Below are 12,747 nucleotides of genomic sequence, written 5' to 3' on the forward strand. Positions count from 1 at the left end.
CATGTTCAGCACTTCGTGCCCCCAGTGCGGCGCGCCGGTCGAGTTTCGCTCGGCGGCGGCGGTGATGGCCGTCTGCGCGTCCTGCCGCAGCACGCTGCTCAAGCGCGGCACCGACGTCGAGCGCATCGGCGAGCTGGCCACGGTGCTCGACGACGCGTCGCCGATCCAGATCGGCACGGCCGGGCGCTATGGCAAGCGCATGTTCACGGTGCTCGGGCGCATCCAGATGACCTACGACGCCGGCGCGTGGAGCGAGTGGTACGTCGTGTTCGACGACGGCGCGTTCGGCTGGTTGTCGGATGCGTCGGGCCAGTACGCGGTCACGGTGCGCGAGCCCGACGATGCGTCGGGCGGCGCGTGGCCCGCGTTCGGCACGCTCGAACCGGGCATGCGGATCGACCACGGCGGCCGCGCATACCTCGTGTCCGATGTGCGCACCGCGCGCTGCACGGGCGGCGACGGCGAGCTGCCGTTCCGCGTCGATGCCGGCTGGGAGGCGCGCGTCGTCGATCTGCGAACCGGCAACGCGTTCGCGACCTACGACTATTCCGACGCCGATTCGAACGGCGGAAGCCCGGCCGTCTATTCGGGCGAGGCGCTGGAGTTCGACGCGCTCGCGTTCACGGGGCTACGCGACACCGAGACCGATACGCGCGAGAAGCGCGGCGCGGAGATGGTGCCGTTCGCGTGCCCGAGCTGCGGCGCGCCGCTATCGTATGCGCCGAACGTCGCCGACTACGTCGTGTGCGGCAGTTGTCACGCGGGCGTGCAGTGCACGGCCGAGCAGCAGACCGTGTTCGCGGCGCAGCGCAAGCTCGAATCGGTGAAGGGCGCGCTGGAGCTCGGTGCGATCGGCACGTTCGATGGCGTGAAATACACGGTGATCGGCATGATGCGTTGTCGCGTGCCGGGCGATGCCGAGACGTGGGACGAATACCTGCTGCTGAACCCGAAGCGCGGTTTCCTGTGGCTCGTGCAGAGCGAAGGGCGCTGGGAGCGCGTGCAGGTGCTCGACCAATGGCCGACGATCGGCAGCGAGTCCGACGTGACCGACGGCGGCAAGACCTACCGCCTGCGCGAGGAGTACGACTCGGAGGTCGTCTACGTGGTCGGTGCGTTCAACTGGCGCGTGCAGGTGGGCGATCGCACGTCGATCATCGATTACGGCTGGCAGAAGGACAAGCTGACGCGCGAGCGCAGCGATGCGGAGATCGTCTGGTCGCGCGCGCGGCCGCTGTCGGCCAGCGCGCTCGGCGAACGCTTCGGCACGCCGGCGCTCGCGACGGCCGCAGCCGCGGCCGGCGAGAAGGAAACGAAGGGCCTGTTCGGCGGGAAAAACCCGCACAGTTTCTCGCCGCTGCCGCTCGTGTTCAGCGTGTTGCTCGTGATCTTCAACATGGGGTCGCTGTTCGCGTTCAGCGGCCGCTCCGTCTTCGTTCTGATCGGCCTGCTGGTGCTGTGGCTGCCTGAATGGCTTTGGAAGGGTTTCGCGTCGGACGGGGGCAACTCGTGATCCGGTACATCCTCTACGGCATCTACGGCCTGATCGTCGTCACGCTGTTCAGCTGCGCGTCGATCGGCGGCAGCGGTTCGGGGGGCGGTGGCTGGGGCAGTTCGTCGGCCCGCAGCGGCTACTCGTCGTACGGGTCGCACAAATGACCGCGCTCGACGGGATCGCGCCGCCGCGCGCGACGCTCGGCTCGCACGTGCTGGCCGACTTGGCCGGCATCGACGCGGCGCTGCTGCGCGACGCCGCGCGGCTCGAGACGATCCTCACCGAAGCGGCACGACAGTCGGGCGCGTGCGTGATCGGCGCGCATTTCCATCATTTCGGCGGCGAACACGGCGTGACGGGTGTCGTGTTGCTCGCCGAATCGCACATCACGATCCATACGTGGCCCGAGCATCGCTTCGCGGCCGTCGACGCGTTCATGTGCGGCGCGGCGCGCGCCGCCGATGCGGTCGATGCGATCGCCGCCGCGCTCGGCACGCAGGCGCAGGCCCGGCAGCAGGTCGCGCGCGGCGACGCATTGACCTGAGCGAGCGTTACGCACCGGTTATTCCCATGCATAAAAGAATACGATTTGCCGCGTTGCTCGGCTCCACGCTGTTCGCCGGCCACGTTGCCGCGGAATTGCCGACGAAGCCGCCCGGGCCGGTCGTGATGGTCCACTTCGACTACGACGAGAAGGATCTGACGCGGCTTCATGCGCTGGAGCGCCGGCTCGATCGCGCAGCGAAGCAGGCAGGGGCGGGCGAACTCGGCGAGACCGAGCTGCATCGCGACGGCAACGACGGTTATCTGTATCTGTATGGCCCCAGCGCCGATCGGCTATACGCGGTGGCGCGCCCGATCCTGAAATCGTCAGGATGGCTGACCGGTACGGAAGTCACGTTGCACCGCGCTTCCGGTACGGAATCGTTTCTGATGGGCAGGGACGGAGCGCGTTAGCGTGCCGGCCGTCCCAACGGCGAGACTTCATCGCGGCGGGGCACCCTCCTCGATTCGTACCCGGACTGACGCGCGTTTCGCGATGCCCGTCAGCGTTCGAACCGGAACGTCGACACGCTGTGCAGCGTCGCATCGTCGGTGCCGACGATGCCCTGCGTATTCGCGACGGCCGAACGCTTGCCGTTGCTCAGCACGGCCCAGTAGCATTCGCCGCCGGCCGCGTGGAAGCCGGTTTCCGGGTCGCTGATGCCGCACGTGATCGTCGCGCGCATGCCGCGCCAGCCGGGTCCGGAGAAACGTTCGACTTCCTGCGCAGCGCTGCGGCCGTAAGTCGTCATCCACTTGCCGTCGTCCTGCTTCTCGAAACCCGCTTCCTTTTCCGCGACCGGCTCCAATGCGCCGTCGACGATCTCGAACGCGATGAAATAGTTGCTGTAGGTCATGTTGCGGCCGACGATCGCGACGCAGCGATCGCCACCGATTGCCGGGCACGGCTTCTTTACCTGCCGGTTCGCGAGGTATTCGAACGAGATGCCGAGCGCCGGGTCGCGATAGGTTTTCCAGCCCGCGTGCGTGACCTGCTTCAGGGCAGCCGTACGGTCGCGGTACGCGGTGGCGAGGCAGGCGGCATCGGCGCACGCATCGCGCTGTGCAAGCCACACGCGTTGCGACCGGATCACGGCCGGCTGGTCGGCGGCGATGCCGATCGCGTCGTAGTACGCGCTCGACAGTGTGCTGTCCGCCGATACCAGTGCCTTGTCGCCGCAAATCAGGTGATCGGTGCGCGTCTTCGCCCGCGTGCAGTCGATGCTGTCGGCGTGGGCGGACAACGAGAGGCCGAGAGCGGCCAGCGCGAAACCAACGCGTATGCGGAACACGGATGTCTCCTCGTCGGGCGGGGCGGCGGCTGTCACGCCGCCGTCATGTGACGCCGCGGCGCACGCGGTTCGCGAAGCGTCGAACCCGCGCGCCGTGCGTCACGGTGCGATCAGCGATTGATTTCATCCGCCGAGATCAGCTCGGCCACCAGCACCTGCGCGGGCCCCTGCAGGTAGTACTCGTGCTCGAGCGGTTCCCGCAGCCTCATGAACGTTTCCGAACCGACCTGCATCGTTTCGCCCGCATGCATTCGTGCGCCGCTTTCGAGCAGGTAGTGCATCACGTTGTTGAAGATGCCGGAATAGCGTTCGCCCTCGTGATGGCCTTGCGCGAGCGCGGCGAAATCGGGCAGGCCGAACACGTCGGCGCCATAGGTGCGCATCCACACGCCCTCGACGCCTTCGACCTCGTATTTCACGAAGCCGCAGAAGAACAGGTTCAGCGGGATCGCGCGCAGCACTTCGAGGCTTTCTTCGCCGAGTTCCTTCGCATTGAAGACACCGGCCGGCAACGACGTGTGCGCGTGCTCGTTCAGCACCGCGAGGCCGTTCTGTTCGGCCAGCGCGCCGGCGACGGCCGCCAGCGCGACGTACTGGTCGAGCGGATCGGGTTCGTGTCCGGCGTAGTACAGGATCACGTGGCTGCGGCTCGCGCGCACCTGCTGCTTCAGGTCCTGCCCATAGTGGGCGGGCGCGACGCACGCTTCCAGCGCGTCGGACGGATAGGGCGCATCGAAGCCGACCAGCCGGACGACGTGCTTGCCCCAGCCGGCGAGCCCGAATACCTGCTCCAGCGTTGGCTCGGTTTCGACGCGCGCCTGCTGCATGCTCGGATGGTACGCACGCAGCGCGGCCGTCAGCGACGCGATATCGACCTGCAGCGGACCGTCGAAGACGACCGTCACGCTCAGCGGATTTTCAGTGTCGGATGCGGCGACCAGCGCGGCCGGGCTTTCGGGCTCTTCCTTGCGGCCAAAGAATCGGGATATCAGGCTCATGGATGTTGTTGGTGTCGAAGCCGTTTCAGGGAGGAAAGCCCTGTTCTCTCGGTCAGGGCCTGCCGTCGGAATGACGGCCGCCCGTAGTTTCTCCGGGTTCGGCGAATCTGGCAAATGCCCGGTCGCGCGGCCCTGGCGCGTTCGAACGCATTCGGGGGGAGGTGGCGCGGGCACGCCGGATCACGCGGGCGCACGGCCCGCGGCAGCGCCGGTCAGTGCGGCAGCGCTTCGGCTTCGGCCCAGCGCTTGAACGAATCGAGACGCCGGCGCGTCTGCACGAGATAGAACGCGCCGATCAACGGTTCGAGCAGCCAGCGCAGCCAGGCCGGCTGAACGCGGAAGTTGTACGTGAATTTCACCTCGGTCGTGCCCGGCGTGTGTTCGGTGAAGTTCCAGCTGCCGCTGAAGCGTTCGAGCACCTTCGGCCCGTCGACCATTTCGACGGCGGCGACCTGCGGCGGACGGTACGAGATGTAGCGCGACACCATCGTCGCGCCCGACTGGCTGCGGCAGAACGCGTCGACGCCGACGTCGGCCGTCGTGCTGTCGAGCAGATAGGCGTCGATGAGGAAGCTGTCCCACACGAGCCGTCGCGCGTAATCCTGCGACCACGTGAAGAGGCGTCTGCGATCGACACCGACGGTTCGGCTGACTGAGATCCTCATGATGGCGGGCGCCGCAGCGCGGATTGGGATGAAATCGAGTGTAACCCGCCGGCGCCGTGCATTTCTTCAGACTTGGTCAAGTCGAGCATGTGCTCGATTGACGCACCTCGGGATTTCCCCTAGGATTCATCCAACCCTTCGGGAAAGACCCGAAGCGTTTCAATCTCTTGAGGGAGCCTCATGAGTACGCAACAGAACCGGCGCTTCGACGCGCTCGTTTTCATTGGTCGTTTCCAGCCTCCGCATCGTGGTCACCTGAATGTGCTGAAGTCGGCACTGAGCCGGGCCGAGCGCGTGTGCGTGCTGATCGGGTCGACCGACAAGCCCCGCACCATCAAGGATCCGTTCTCGTTCGACGAGCGCCGCCAGATGCTGGTTTCGCTGCTCGACGCGTCCGAGCGCGACCGCGTGACGGTCGCGCCGCTGCAGGACTCGACTTACAACGACGGCGACTGGGTGCGCTGGGTGCAGGACGCCGTCGCGTCCGCGCTCGGCGACGTCGCGCAGCGCAAGGTCGGGCTGATCGGTCACGAGAAGGACGCCACATCGTATTACCTGCGGATGTTCCCGCAATGGGAGCTCGTCGACGTCGACGCGACGGAAGACATTTCCGCCACCGAGATCCGTGACCAGTATTTCGCCGAACGCACCAACAGCTTCGTGCAGTGGGCCGTGCCGGAACCCGTGTTCGGCTGGCTCGAGCGTTTCCGCACGCAACCGGAATTCGCGCAACTGAAGTCGGAAGCCGAATTCATCGCCGCGTATCGCAAGGCATGGGCGGCCGCGCCGTATCCCGTCACGTTCGTGACGGTCGACGCGGTGGTCGTGCACTCGGGCCATATCCTGCTCGTGCGCCGCCGCAGCGAACCGGGCCGTGGCCTGTGGGCGCTGCCGGGCGGATTCGTGAACCAGGACGAACGGCTCGACGCGGCCTGCATCCGCGAGCTGCGCGAGGAGACCGGGCTGAAACTGCCGGAGCCCGTGCTGCGCGGCTCGATCAAGGATCGCCAGGTGTTCGATCACCCGACCCGTTCGCTGCGCGGCCGCACGATCACGCACGCATGCCTGTTCAACTTCCCGACCGGCGAACTGCCGCGCGTGAAGGGCAGCGACGACGCCGACAAGGCGCGCTGGGTGCCGCTCAACGAATTCGCGCAGATGCGCAACGTGATGTTCGAGGATCACTTCGACATCGCGTATCACTTCCTGGGGAAGCTGTGATCCGCTGATTCCCCGCATTCCGGTCCGCCGCGACAGACGCGGCGGCACGTCAACGGCCTAGAGGAGCTCTAGCCATGCAAAACGATCTCGGCGGCTTTGCCGCGGTTCTCGCCAATCCGATCCTCAATACGGATTCGTACAAGGCTTCCCACTTCCTGCAATATCCGCCCGACGCGTCGGCGATGTTCTCGTACGTCGAATCGCGTGGCGGTCGTTATGACCGCACGCTGTTCTTCGGGCTGCAGATGCTGCTGAAGGAGTATCTGTGCACGCCGGTCACGCACGCGATGATCGACGAAGCGCGCGATTTCTTCACGGTGCACGGCGAGCCGTTCAACGAAGCCGGGTGGCGTTATATCGTCGAACGCTACGACGGTTACCTGCCGGTGAAGATCCGCGCGGTGCCCGAGGGTTCGGTCGTGCCGGTACACAACGTGCTGATGACCGTCGAATGCGACGATCCGCAGGTGTTCTGGCTCGCGTCGTATCTCGAGACGATGCTGTTGCGCATCTGGTATCCGGTGACGGTCGCGACGCGTAGCTGGCACCTGCGGCAGACGATCCGCCATTTCCTCGAAAAGACCGACGACGATCTCGCGCAACTGCCGTTCAAGCTGCACGATTTCGGCGCGCGCGGCGTATCGAGCGCGGAATCGGCCGCGATCGGCGGTGCGGCGCACCTCGTGAACTTCATGGGTTCGGACACGGTGCTCGGCGTGCTGGCCGCGAACCGCTTCTATCGCGAGCCGATGGCGGCGTACTCGGTGCCGGCGGCCGAACACAGCACGATCACGTCGTGGGGGCGCGAAGGCGAGGCCGATGCGTACCGGAACATGATCCGCCGCTTCGGCCTGCCCGGCGCGATCGTGTCGGTCGTGTCGGACTCCTACGATCTGTTCGCCGCGCTCGACCTGTGGGGCGGCGAGCTTCGGCAGGCCGTGCTCGATTCGGGTGCGACGCTCGTCGTGCGTCCCGATTCGGGCGACCCGATGGCGATCGTGCTGCAGACCGTGCGCGCGCTCGACGCGTCGTTCGGTTCGACCGTGAATGGCAAGGGGCGGCGCGTGCTGAACCGCGTGCGCGTGATCCAGGGCGATGGTGTCGACGAGCAGTCGATCGACGCGATTCTTTCGGCACTCGACGACGCGGGTTACGCGGCCGGCAACGTCGTGTTCGGCATGGGCGGCGCGCTGTTGCAGCAACTGAACCGCGACACGCAGCGCTTCGCGATGAAGTGCTCGGCGATCCGGCGCGGCGGCGTGTGGCACGACGTCCGCAAGGATCCGGTCACCGATCAGGGCAAGCGTTCGAAGAAGGGGCGGCTCACGCTGCTGCGCAACCGCCGCACCGGCGAGTATCGGACCACGACGCTGCCCGTGGCGTGGGACGATCGTACGCTGGAAGGCGAATGGGACGAGGCGCTCGAAACGGTGTTCGATACGGGGCGCCTGCTCGTCGATGCGTCGTTTGCCGAGGTGCGGGCAAGGGCGCACGCGGGGGAAGCGTGACGCGGTGACAGGCGGGAACGGGGCGACGGTGTGCGATGCCGTCGCCCCGTTCCGGCTCACGCGGTGCGGGCGACGAGCGTGCGCAGGACGGCGTCCGCGTCGATGTCTCCTTTCAGAATGTCCGCGCGTGCCGACGCGAAATCGATCCAGCCTTCGTTGAAGCCGTCGAGCATGCGCATGCGCGGTTCAGGGTGATGCATCCGCTGCGCATCGAACAGCGCTGCCCACGTGTCGCGCGGGACGGCTTCGGCGTGTACCGTGCGCCCGAGCACGCGGGTGAATGCGGCCGCCAGGTCGTTCGGGCTGACTCGTCGCGGCCCTTCGAGCTCGACGATGCGTGCGCCGGTCCAATCATCCTGAAGCAGGGCGGCCGCCGCGCGGCCGACGTCTTCGGTGGCGACCATCGGCACCGGTTTGTCGAGCGGTTGCAGAAAGCTGTGGATCACACCGTCGTCACGTGCCGTCGTGACGTCCCATACGGCGTTTTCCAGGAACCACGCGGGGCGCAGGAACGCGACGGGCATCGGCAGATCGGCGAACGCCTGCTCGATCATCGTCAATTGCGACAACAGGTTCATCGGCGTGGCCTGGGCGCCGATCGTCGACAGACAGACGACCTTGCGCGGCCGCGCGGCGCGCAATGCCGCGCCGACCGCGTCGATCACGGCGCGCGTTTCGGGGAATCCGGGGGACGGATCGAAGCACGGCGGCAGCAGCACGAATACGCCGGCCGCGTTCGAGAAAGCCTTCGTCAGTGCGGCGGGGTCGGTCATGTCCGCGAGTGCGACGTCGCAGTTGCGTGCGGCCCAGGGCGCGGCGCGATCCGCGTCGCGCGCGACGGCCCGCACGTGCTGGCCGGATGCGAGCAGCGTTCGGGCTAGCGCGCCGCCGACCTGTCCGGTGATGCCGGTAATGGCGTACATGGTTCGAAATCCTCATCGAAAAAGGGAAGGGTCCCGCGCTGGAGCGGCCGCGCGGCGGGTCTGCCTGCCGCGTTCGGGTAGGCCGCCGGGGGGGGCTTGCCGTCGCGATGCATCGGGTTGCATGATAGGGAACGGCGATTCCTGATGGAATCGAATCCATGTCATTTGATTGGTGATTTTTTGTCATGAGCGAAATCATGGGCATCGACGGGCGGATTCTGGCGAACGTGGGCGTGCTGGCCGCGATCGTCGAAAGCGGCAGCTTCGCGCGCGCGGCCGATGCGCTCGGCCTGTCGCCGTCCGGCGTCAGCCGGGCCGTGGGCCGGCTCGAGGCGCGCGTCGGCGTGCGGCTGCTCGATCGCACGACGCGGTCGGTGACGCTGACGGACGAAGGGCGGCGCCTGTACGAAGATATCGGTCCGCTGCTCGCCGGGATCGGCGACGCGGTTACGCTGGCGGCCGGTTCGGTCGCCGCCGTCCGTGGCAGGTTGCGCGTGAACGTCGACGCCTATTTCTCGCGGCGGGTGCTGGCACCGCATCTCCCGGCGTTTCTTGCGCGCCATCCCGATCTGTCGCTGGAACTGGCGGCACGCGAGCAACTCGGCGATCTGGTCGCCGAAGGTTTCGACATCGCGGTGCGGTTTGGTGAGCCGCCGTCATCGTCGCTGGTGGCGCGCAAGCTGCTGGAGACGCGCGCGGTGACGGTCGCCGCGCCCGCGTACGTGAAGCGGCACGGGCGTCCCGAGGCGCCTGCCGATCTGGTCGGCCACGCGTGCATCCAGATGCGTAACACGCTGACCGGCCAGCCGCTCGAATGGGTCTATCAGCTTGGCCGCAAGCGCGTGCCGGTGAAGACGACGGGCAGGCTGCTCGTCAACGACGCCGGCACGATGCTCGGCGCGTGCCTGGCCGGCGCGGGCATCGCCCGCTTCAAGGCGAGCGGCGTAGCGGAGCTGATCGAGCAGGGGCGGCTCGTCGAGCTGCTCGCGGATTGGCGCGGCGAGGCGTTCCCGCTGTTTGCGTACTATCCGTCGCGCCACCTGCCGCCCGCGAAGGTGCGCGCGTTCGTCGATTTCGTGGCCGAGATCGTGGCGATCGGCGGATAGCGCGATCGCCCGCGATCACGGTTCGCCTGCGAGCGCGCGCCGTTCGACATTGGCCTGCATGCCGCCGTGTTCCGCCGCGCGTGCCGCCTCCATCGCCCGCGCAAGCGCATCGAACACCGCGGGCCCCTTGCAGCGCGACACGTTGAAGCGCAGGTACGACGTCGCGCTGTGCGAGGGGCTGAACACATTGCCGGGCGCGAGCACGACGTCGTGATCCAGCGCGTGGCGCGCGACGCGCGCCGCGTCGAGCCCGTCGGGCAGTTGCGCCCATACGAACAGCCCGCCGCGCGGCTCCGTCCAGATCCCGAGCCCGGCGCGCGCGAGGCGCCGGATCGTCTCGCCCATCGCATCGGCAAGACGCGCACGCAGGCCGTCGAGGTGACGCCGGTACGTGCCGTCGATCAGCAGCCGGTGCACGACGTTCGCGCCGATCTGCGCGTTGCCGAACGACGTCGCGAGCTTCAGGTCGACCAGCGCCTCGATCCATTCCGGGCGCGCGGCGATATAACCGCAGCGGATCGCGGCCGACAGCGTCTTCGAGAAGCTGCCGATCGACACGACGCGCGACAACCCGTCGAACGCCGCGAGGCGCGGTGCGGGCGTGCTCTCGAAATCCGCGAAGATGTCGTCCTCGACGATCAGCAGCCCGTGCTCGGCCGCGAGCGTCAGCAGCCGGTGCGCGACGGGCGGCGCGAGTGTCGCGCCGGTCGGGTTGTGCAGCGCCGCGTTGGTGATGTACAGGCGCGGCCGGTGCTCGGCGAGCACCTGCTCGAAGCGTGCCAGATCGGGGCCATTCGGCGTGAACGGGACGCTGACGATCCGCGCGCGGTGTGCGCGCAGCAGCGCCTGGAAGTTGAAGTAGCACGGATCGTCGAGCACGACCGTGTCGCCCGGCTCCAGCAGCAGCCGGCACACAAGGTCGAGCGCGTGCGTGCCGCCGTCGGTCAGCAAGATCTGCGTGGGTTCCGCGTGAACGCCGTGCTGCGCGAGCCGCCAGGCAAGCTGCTGGCGCAGCGCGGGCAGGCCGAGCGGCGTCGCATAGTCGGTCAGCGCGTCGGATTCGTCGCGCGACACGGCGCGCAGCGCGCGGCGCAGGCTTTCATCGGGCAGCCACGACGACGGCAGCCATCCGCAGCCGGGCTTCACGGACGTCGGCGCCGCTTCGAGCGACTGGCGCGACAGCCACAGCGGATCGAGCTCGCGATCGAGGCGTGGGCCGAGATCGGCGAGCGCGAGCGGCGGCGCGTGCCCCGACACATAGAAGCCCGAGCCGCGCCGCGCGACGAGCACGCCTTCGCTCGCGAGCCGCTCGTACGCATCGACGACCGTCGATTTCGACACGCCCAAGCCGTCGGCCATCATCCGGATCGACGGCACGCGCGCACCGGGCATCAGCGCGCGGCTCGCGATCCGCGCGCGCAAGGTATCCATCACGGTTTCCACGCGCGTGCGCGACGGGGCGGGCGGAACGGGAATCGGGGCGGCATGGCTCATGGCGAAGAATGAACTGTACGGCCAGTTGTCCAGTACAGTTTGTCCGAATTGTATTGGTCTGTAGCTTACGCGCTTTTCGCGGGCGGCGGATCATCGGTCATCCACTTTCCCCGTTCAGGATTTCCCGTGCAAAAGACGACCGACGGATGGCTCAGCGGCTTGCTGGGCGTAATCATCTTCAGTGGCTCGCTGCCTGCGACGCGTGTCGCGGTACAGGGGCTCGACCCGCTGTTCCTCACGTTCGCGCGCGCGACGATCGCCGGCGCGCTCGGCCTGCTGCTGCTCGTCGTGCTGAAGCAGAGGCGGCCGACGCGTACCGAGGCCGTGTCGCTGGCCATCGTCGCGCTCGGGGTCGTGGTCGGCTTCCCGTTGCTGACGGCGCTTGCGCTGAAGCATGTGACGTCCGCGCACGCGATCGTGTTCGTCGGGCTGCTGCCGCTCGCGACCGCGTTGTTCGGCGTGTGGCGCGGCGGCGAACGGCCGCGGCTGCCGTTCTGGATCTTCTCGATCGTCGGCAGCGGCGCGGTGGCCGCGTTTGCGCTGCGCAACGGCGGCCAGGCGTCGGTGGTCGGCGATGCGCTGATGCTGGCCGCGATCGTCGCGTGCGGGCTCGGCTACGCGGAAGGCGCGCGCCTGTCGCGGCAGCTTGGCGGCTGGCAGGTGATCTCGTGGGCGCTCGTGCTGTCGTTGCCGCTGATGCTGCCGCTTACGTGGCTCACGTGGCCGGCGTCGTTCGACGGCGTCGATGCCGCCGCGCTGTGGGGGCTCGCGTACGTGTCGCTGTTCAGCATGCTGATCGGTTTCGTGTTCTGGTATCGCGGGCTTGCGCTCGGGGGGATCGCGGGCGTCGGCCAGTTGCAGCTGCTGCAGCCGTTCTTCGGCTTCCTGCTGGCGGCCGGGCTGCTGCACGAGACGGTGCCGCCGTCGATGGTCGTCGTGACGGTCGTCGTGGTCGGCTGCGTGGCGGGCGCGAAGTACTTCTCGAAAATGGCGCCCGTGCAGCGCGCGGGGTGACGCGCGCCTGAACGAAGGTGCGGGCGCGACCGGTTGACGGCCCGCACGCTTGCGCTCATTTGTCGGGCATGCACACGCGCAACCGGTGGCCGTCCGGGTCAAGCGCGAGGAACGTCAGACCGAACACGGCCGTCATCGGCGGTTGTTCGAACGGTACGCCGAGCGCCTTCCATGCGTCGTACAGGCGCTCGACTTCGCGCTCGTCGTCGACCATGAATGCCAGCTCCGATCGATGGCCGGTGCCGCCTGACACGAAGTCATTCGCATGGGTCGACCACAGGCCCAGATGCAGCCCGTTGTCGAGCGTGAAGGCCGTGTAGGTCGGAAACGCGGCGACAGGCCGGCGCTCGAACAGGCGCTCGTAGAACTGCGCGCTGCGCGTCGGGTCCTCGACATACAGAAGAACGAGATTCGGGGAAGTCATGCGGAGCCGTCCTGATATCGATTAAGATGCGTCCCATTCTATGAATGAATGCTGTCAGAAAATG

Annotated in this window: 14 protein-coding genes; 8 read left to right on the plus strand and 6 right to left on the minus strand. The window is 67.6% G+C overall.

What is annotated here, in order from left to right; all coding sequences use genetic code 11:
• Position 1 precedes the first annotated feature (1 nt).
• Genes ACTRWB_RS31350 through ACTRWB_RS31365 form a run of 4 tightly spaced genes read left to right on the plus strand, consistent with a single transcriptional unit; the run spans position 2 to position 2,452 of the window.
• Positions 2–1,513 carry a DUF4178 domain-containing protein gene (locus tag ACTRWB_RS31350; RefSeq protein ID WP_446904136.1) on the plus strand — a complete coding sequence of 504 codons (1,512 nt, stop codon included), beginning with the start codon at positions 2–4 and terminating at the stop codon, positions 1,511–1,513.
• Complete coding sequence (locus ACTRWB_RS31355; protein ID WP_155630549.1) at positions 1,510–1,659, plus strand: hypothetical protein; 150 nt, start codon at positions 1,510–1,512, stop codon at positions 1,657–1,659. Before ACTRWB_RS31350 ends, ACTRWB_RS31355 begins: the two co-directional genes overlap by 4 nt.
• Positions 1,656–2,039: an adenosylmethionine decarboxylase gene (gene speD, locus ACTRWB_RS31360; protein ID WP_446904137.1), complete on the plus strand. Its 384-nt coding sequence runs from the start codon at positions 1,656–1,658 to the stop codon at positions 2,037–2,039. The genes ACTRWB_RS31355 and speD overlap by 4 nt, the downstream gene beginning before the upstream one ends.
• A 26-nt stretch (positions 2,040–2,065) precedes the next feature.
• Complete coding sequence (locus ACTRWB_RS31365; protein ID WP_446904138.1) at positions 2,066–2,452, plus strand: hypothetical protein; 387 nt, start codon at positions 2,066–2,068, stop codon at positions 2,450–2,452.
• An 89-nt stretch (positions 2,453–2,541) separates the two neighbouring features.
• Here ACTRWB_RS31365 and ACTRWB_RS31370 read toward each other — a convergent pair whose 3' ends face one another.
• The 3 genes from ACTRWB_RS31370 to ACTRWB_RS31380 all read right to left on the minus strand — a co-directional run bounded on the left by ACTRWB_RS31370 (position 2,542) and on the right by ACTRWB_RS31380 (position 4,993).
• On the minus strand, positions 2,542–3,330 hold the full coding sequence (locus tag ACTRWB_RS31370) for a lysozyme inhibitor LprI family protein (RefSeq protein ID WP_446904139.1): 789 nt from the start codon (positions 3,328–3,330) through the stop codon (positions 2,542–2,544).
• Between the two features lie 110 nt (positions 3,331–3,440).
• Positions 3,441–4,328 (minus strand): DUF4261 domain-containing protein, encoded by an 888-nt coding sequence (locus ACTRWB_RS31375; protein WP_446904140.1) that lies wholly within the window; start codon positions 4,326–4,328, stop codon positions 3,441–3,443.
• 212 nt (positions 4,329–4,540) lie between these two features.
• Positions 4,541–4,993 carry a type II toxin-antitoxin system RatA family toxin gene (locus tag ACTRWB_RS31380; RefSeq protein ID WP_343494008.1) on the minus strand — a complete coding sequence of 151 codons (453 nt, stop codon included), beginning with the start codon at positions 4,991–4,993 and terminating at the stop codon, positions 4,541–4,543.
• 180 nt (positions 4,994–5,173) lie between these two features.
• Here ACTRWB_RS31380 and ACTRWB_RS31385 point away from each other — a divergent pair, with 180 nt between their 5' ends.
• Positions 5,174–6,214 (plus strand): bifunctional nicotinamide-nucleotide adenylyltransferase/Nudix hydroxylase, encoded by a 1,041-nt coding sequence (locus tag ACTRWB_RS31385; protein WP_446904141.1) that lies wholly within the window; start codon positions 5,174–5,176, stop codon positions 6,212–6,214.
• Positions 6,215–6,288: 74 nt separating this feature from the next.
• Positions 6,289–7,722: a nicotinate phosphoribosyltransferase gene (locus ACTRWB_RS31390; protein ID WP_446904142.1), complete on the plus strand. Its 1,434-nt coding sequence runs from the start codon at positions 6,289–6,291 to the stop codon at positions 7,720–7,722.
• 56 nt (positions 7,723–7,778) lie between these two features.
• Here ACTRWB_RS31390 and ACTRWB_RS31395 read toward each other — a convergent pair whose 3' ends face one another.
• The gene (locus ACTRWB_RS31395; RefSeq protein WP_446904143.1) at positions 7,779–8,645 is read right to left on the minus strand and encodes an NmrA family NAD(P)-binding protein; all 867 of its coding nucleotides are present in this window, start codon (positions 8,643–8,645) and stop codon (positions 7,779–7,781) included.
• 197 nt (positions 8,646–8,842) lie between these two features.
• On the opposite strand from ACTRWB_RS31395, the gene ACTRWB_RS31400 reads away from it, so the two are divergent.
• Positions 8,843–9,751 (plus strand): LysR family transcriptional regulator, encoded by a 909-nt coding sequence (locus ACTRWB_RS31400; protein WP_446904254.1) that lies wholly within the window; start codon positions 8,843–8,845, stop codon positions 9,749–9,751.
• A 15-nt stretch (positions 9,752–9,766) separates the two neighbouring features.
• On the opposite strand, the gene ACTRWB_RS31405 is transcribed toward ACTRWB_RS31400, so the two are convergent.
• Positions 9,767–11,245: an aminotransferase-like domain-containing protein gene (locus tag ACTRWB_RS31405; RefSeq protein ID WP_446904144.1), complete on the minus strand. Its 1,479-nt coding sequence runs from the start codon at positions 11,243–11,245 to the stop codon at positions 9,767–9,769.
• A gap of 126 nt (positions 11,246–11,371) precedes the next feature.
• On the opposite strand from ACTRWB_RS31405, the gene ACTRWB_RS31410 reads away from it, so the two are divergent.
• A complete protein-coding gene (locus ACTRWB_RS31410) occupies positions 11,372–12,259 on the plus strand; it encodes a DMT family transporter (protein WP_446904145.1) in 888 nt (295 codons plus the stop codon).
• A gap of 55 nt (positions 12,260–12,314) precedes the next feature.
• On the opposite strand, the gene ACTRWB_RS31415 is transcribed toward ACTRWB_RS31410, so the two are convergent.
• Positions 12,315–12,683 carry a VOC family protein gene (locus tag ACTRWB_RS31415; protein WP_446904146.1) on the minus strand — a complete coding sequence of 123 codons (369 nt, stop codon included), beginning with the start codon at positions 12,681–12,683 and terminating at the stop codon, positions 12,315–12,317.
• Between the last annotated feature and the right edge of the window lie 64 nt (positions 12,684–12,747).

It is taken from the genome of Burkholderia sp. YIM B11467, assembly GCF_052952715.1.

What these genes read in the sequence shown, in the direction of transcription:
- ACTRWB_RS31385 (WP_446904141.1), top strand. Translation starts at nt 5,174, where the DNA reads ATGAGTACGCAACAGAACCGGCGCTTCGACGCGCTCGTTTTCATTGGT.
- ACTRWB_RS31415 (WP_446904146.1), bottom strand. Translation starts at nt 12,683, where the DNA reads ATGACTTCCCCGAATCTCGTTCTTCTGTATGTCGAGGACCCGACGCGC.
- speD (WP_446904137.1), top strand. Translation starts at nt 1,656, where the DNA reads ATGACCGCGCTCGACGGGATCGCGCCGCCGCGCGCGACGCTCGGCTCG.
- ACTRWB_RS31400 (WP_446904254.1), top strand. Translation starts at nt 8,843, where the DNA reads ATGGGCATCGACGGGCGGATTCTGGCGAACGTGGGCGTGCTGGCCGCG.
- ACTRWB_RS31350 (WP_446904136.1), top strand. Translation starts at nt 2, where the DNA reads ATGTTCAGCACTTCGTGCCCCCAGTGCGGCGCGCCGGTCGAGTTTCGC.
- ACTRWB_RS31395 (WP_446904143.1), bottom strand. Translation starts at nt 8,645, where the DNA reads ATGTACGCCATTACCGGCATCACCGGACAGGTCGGCGGCGCGCTAGCC.
- ACTRWB_RS31390 (WP_446904142.1), top strand. Translation starts at nt 6,289, where the DNA reads ATGCAAAACGATCTCGGCGGCTTTGCCGCGGTTCTCGCCAATCCGATC.
- ACTRWB_RS31375 (WP_446904140.1), bottom strand. Translation starts at nt 4,328, where the DNA reads ATGAGCCTGATATCCCGATTCTTTGGCCGCAAGGAAGAGCCCGAAAGC.
- ACTRWB_RS31405 (WP_446904144.1), bottom strand. Translation starts at nt 11,245, where the DNA reads ATGAGCCATGCCGCCCCGATTCCCGTTCCGCCCGCCCCGTCGCGCACG.
- ACTRWB_RS31365 (WP_446904138.1), top strand. Translation starts at nt 2,066, where the DNA reads ATGCATAAAAGAATACGATTTGCCGCGTTGCTCGGCTCCACGCTGTTC.
- ACTRWB_RS31380 (WP_343494008.1), bottom strand. Translation starts at nt 4,993, where the DNA reads ATGAGGATCTCAGTCAGCCGAACCGTCGGTGTCGATCGCAGACGCCTC.